Genomic DNA, 3158 nt, shown 5'->3' with positions numbered 1-3158 from the left:
TATTCAGGGAGCTTTTTGTGAGATAACCCGGTGTGTTCCAGCTCTTGGCCGACAATATAGACTGTATCGTGTCTATAAAATGTACCCGGTTTTAGCTTGTCTCCCTCAGATGATTATTCCGTATCAAGAGATCCAGTACGGAGCTGTGCTCCGTACCAGTAATAATCTCTCTTGATACTACTGATTCACAGAATGAATCCATCCCTAGCGATTATAATTGATGTTTTGCACAATATTCACGCATGTTCATAGAACCAGTATCCACCCACACCGCATTATGAATGATGCGATCCATGATTGCATCGGCATGAACACCACCTCCCAATCTGGCATGCCAGTTTTCTTGCCGATACTGTGTACAAAAGATGGTAGACACAGAATCATGTCTTCTTTCAATCAACTCAAAAAGAAAACGCTGTTCTTCATTAGATATGTCCTCAAGGAGCCATTCATCAAGAATCAACAGCTTGTAGGAGCTGTATTTTTTTAGTAGCTTTGCTGATCCTTTTGGAACAAGTGTAGATTCGTCGTGCTCCATCAATAAATCAGGGAGTCGTATGTAGAATGTTCTTACTTGCTGTTTACATGCCTGTTTTCCGAGTGCACATGCAAGAAAAGTTTTTCCTGAACCCGTAAATCCCTGAAATATTATATCTGAGTTACGGTCAATGAACTGGCAAGTTGATAGTTCTTGGATTACACCTTTGTCAATGCCACGCGCGGTGTAGTAAATATCATGGAATTCCGCTTTTGGTATCCTGAACTTTGACATTTTCATCAGGCGCTGAATTTTACTGTTATACTTCTCCTGATAAAGATAATCTACTAATCGCTGCATTCGTTCATCAAAGGAAAGCGTTACGCTATTGATATCAGATTGCTGTAATTCTAAAGCAGCGATAACTTCATCTAAGTTTAGTTCCCGCAGTTTACGTTTTGTTTCATCATTTATCATTACCGTCGCCTCCATAATACTCAGCACCACGGACATATCCCTGTGTGTTATCCTGTGATTTAGAAGAGGCTTTTTTCTGTCCCAGATATATCTGGTCTTGATTTGCAGCTAAGATGGCTTTAAGATGATGATAGCGGGGCACTCTGACTCTTGTCAGTGCCAATTCACAGGCGGTTTCCAGACGGGCCTCTGAATAGGTTTTGCTCAGTCGTAAAACGGACAGGGAAGAATTATATCCCTGTTCTTTTATTTTCACTTCACGAAAAATCCGCTCAATAACCTCGCCAGCGTTGTTGCCAATGGAATAAGCCCACCGTTTTATCCTAACATCATCCCATTCGGGTTGGTTGAATTGATCAGGCATATCCTCATCATGAGTCGAATAGCGGTTGTTGACATAATCAGGGAACCGGTTATGTGTAGCCACTCGTTCCCTTTTAACATATATTTCAATTGTTGTATCTGTTATCTTTAAATCAGCTTCTTTTCCGACATGTTGGTATGGGCAGGAATAGCGATTCTTGGCATAGACTATGTGACAGTCAAGGTTTACTTTGCGTCCATAAATCCATTTGGCAATCTCATGTGGAATAGTTGGGAGTTGTTGGAGATAGTGTTTTTCTTCTTGATATACAGAACTTCGGCTACCTTCCCTTTTCTGGAAGGGCTCATTATTAAATTCTAAAAGTTTCTCTGCGATACCTGATTTTAATTCTTGAAATGAATAGAACTCTTTGTTTCTTAGTTTCGCAATAATTGCAGTTGCTACTTTGCCCACGGTACCTTCTACAGATGCTTTTTGCTTGGGTTTTCTGACGCCAGTTGGCATGATAGCAGTCATATAGTGTGATCCCAGTGCCTCATAATGATCATTCAGAACAATATCCCCTTGTTTGGGATGTGTGATGACACCTGTTTTAAGGTTGTCGCATACCGTTCTGATCGTCACACCGTTAAAAAATTCGTACGTGTGGATATGGCATCTGAGCCAGGTATCCTGTTTCATATCCAAACAAGGTTCTACATACGAATACTGGCTGTATGGAAGCGTTGCTACAAAGAGATATGCTGTGATAATTTCGCCAGTGCTTGTATCCACGTATGACATAGTCGGTCCAGACCAATCCACTTCGGTGATAACGCCGGGCTTATGCAGCAAATGATTTGTTAGCTTGTTACCAATCGTAAAATCAGTGTATCCATCACAAAACTTGGTATACCCCATGGGGATATCCTCACTTGTTTTACAACTGTCACAATACTCTTGATGTAGTAGTTTTAGTGTAACCCCTACTTTTTTCAGTTCCTTGTGAATAGATTCATAATGCGGATCTCTGTACATGTTTTCCAATGAATGCTTGTCCGGATAAAACATGCGGTATACTTCCTCTTCATCCTTATCTTTAATATCTTCAAAGGTAAGATGAAGCGAATCAGCGATGTGTAAAACATCACTGACAGAGTTTTTAGACATATGCCGGGTAGAGGCGATGCTGTTCCGGGACATATGTGCTGCTCGAAGCTCAAGAATTAGCTTCACTTTGATTTTGTTGGCCATATTTAAAGGCCCTCCTTCTGTAAAATTTGGTAGCCTATGCTCCGTACTTATTTTACAGAAGTTTATATGACCAGTGGAATCATTCTGCGGATTGGTCTAAATATATGATGTGTAATCATTGCACGTATCGGTGGATCTCAACTGTGAATTGATGGCTCTATATGCGCGAAATATTCAGTATTCCTGCATCCTTTAGAAATATGCATTTTTTCGGGGAGCACACCTTCTCTTTTTACAATGAGAACAATGAACGAGTATGGTGCAAGTTCCACTTTAAGACCCAGCAGGGCATTAAGAATCTGTCAAATGAGGAAGCTGCAAAAATTAATGGGATGGACCGTGAGCACCACGGTAAGGACTTATATGAGGCTATCGAGCGGGGAGATTTCCCGAAATGGACCATGTATGTTCAGATTATGACCGAGGAACAGGCGAAGAATCACTATGAAAATCCCTTTGATATAACTAAAATTTGGCGCCACGCAGAGTATCCCCTGATAGAAGTAGGTGTCTTGGAATTGAACCGTAATCCTGAAAACTACTTTGCCGAAGTTGAGCAAGCTGCTTTTACACCTGCACATGTAGTACCCGGGATAGGCTTCAGCCCGGATCGTTTCTTACAAGGTAGGTTGTTTTCCTATGGCG

General features: G+C 41.2%; 2 protein-coding genes and 1 pseudogene. 1 reads left to right on the top strand and 2 read right to left on the bottom strand.

What is annotated here, in order from left to right:
• Nucleotides 1-211: 211 nt before the first annotated feature.
• Both PHF32_08755 and istA read right to left on the bottom strand, forming a co-directional pair.
• Entirely contained in the window at nt 212-955 is a 744-nt protein-coding gene (locus tag PHF32_08755) for an ATP-binding protein (GenBank protein MDD4560803.1), read from the bottom strand.
• Entirely contained in the window at nt 945-2513 is a 1569-nt protein-coding gene (gene istA / locus PHF32_08750; protein MDD4560802.1) for an IS21 family transposase, read from the bottom strand. The genes PHF32_08755 and istA overlap by 11 nt, the downstream gene beginning before the upstream one ends.
• A 179-nt stretch (nt 2514-2692) precedes the next feature.
• Between istA and PHF32_08745 the strand changes: the two are divergent.
• Nucleotides 2693-3158, top strand: a pseudogene (locus PHF32_08745) (catalase).

The organism is Candidatus Cloacimonadota bacterium, from assembly GCA_028706475.1.
Classification (GTDB): domain Bacteria; phylum Cloacimonadota; class Cloacimonadia; order Cloacimonadales; family Cloacimonadaceae; genus UBA5456.
This window is presented reverse-complemented; position numbering and strand designations above follow the sequence as displayed.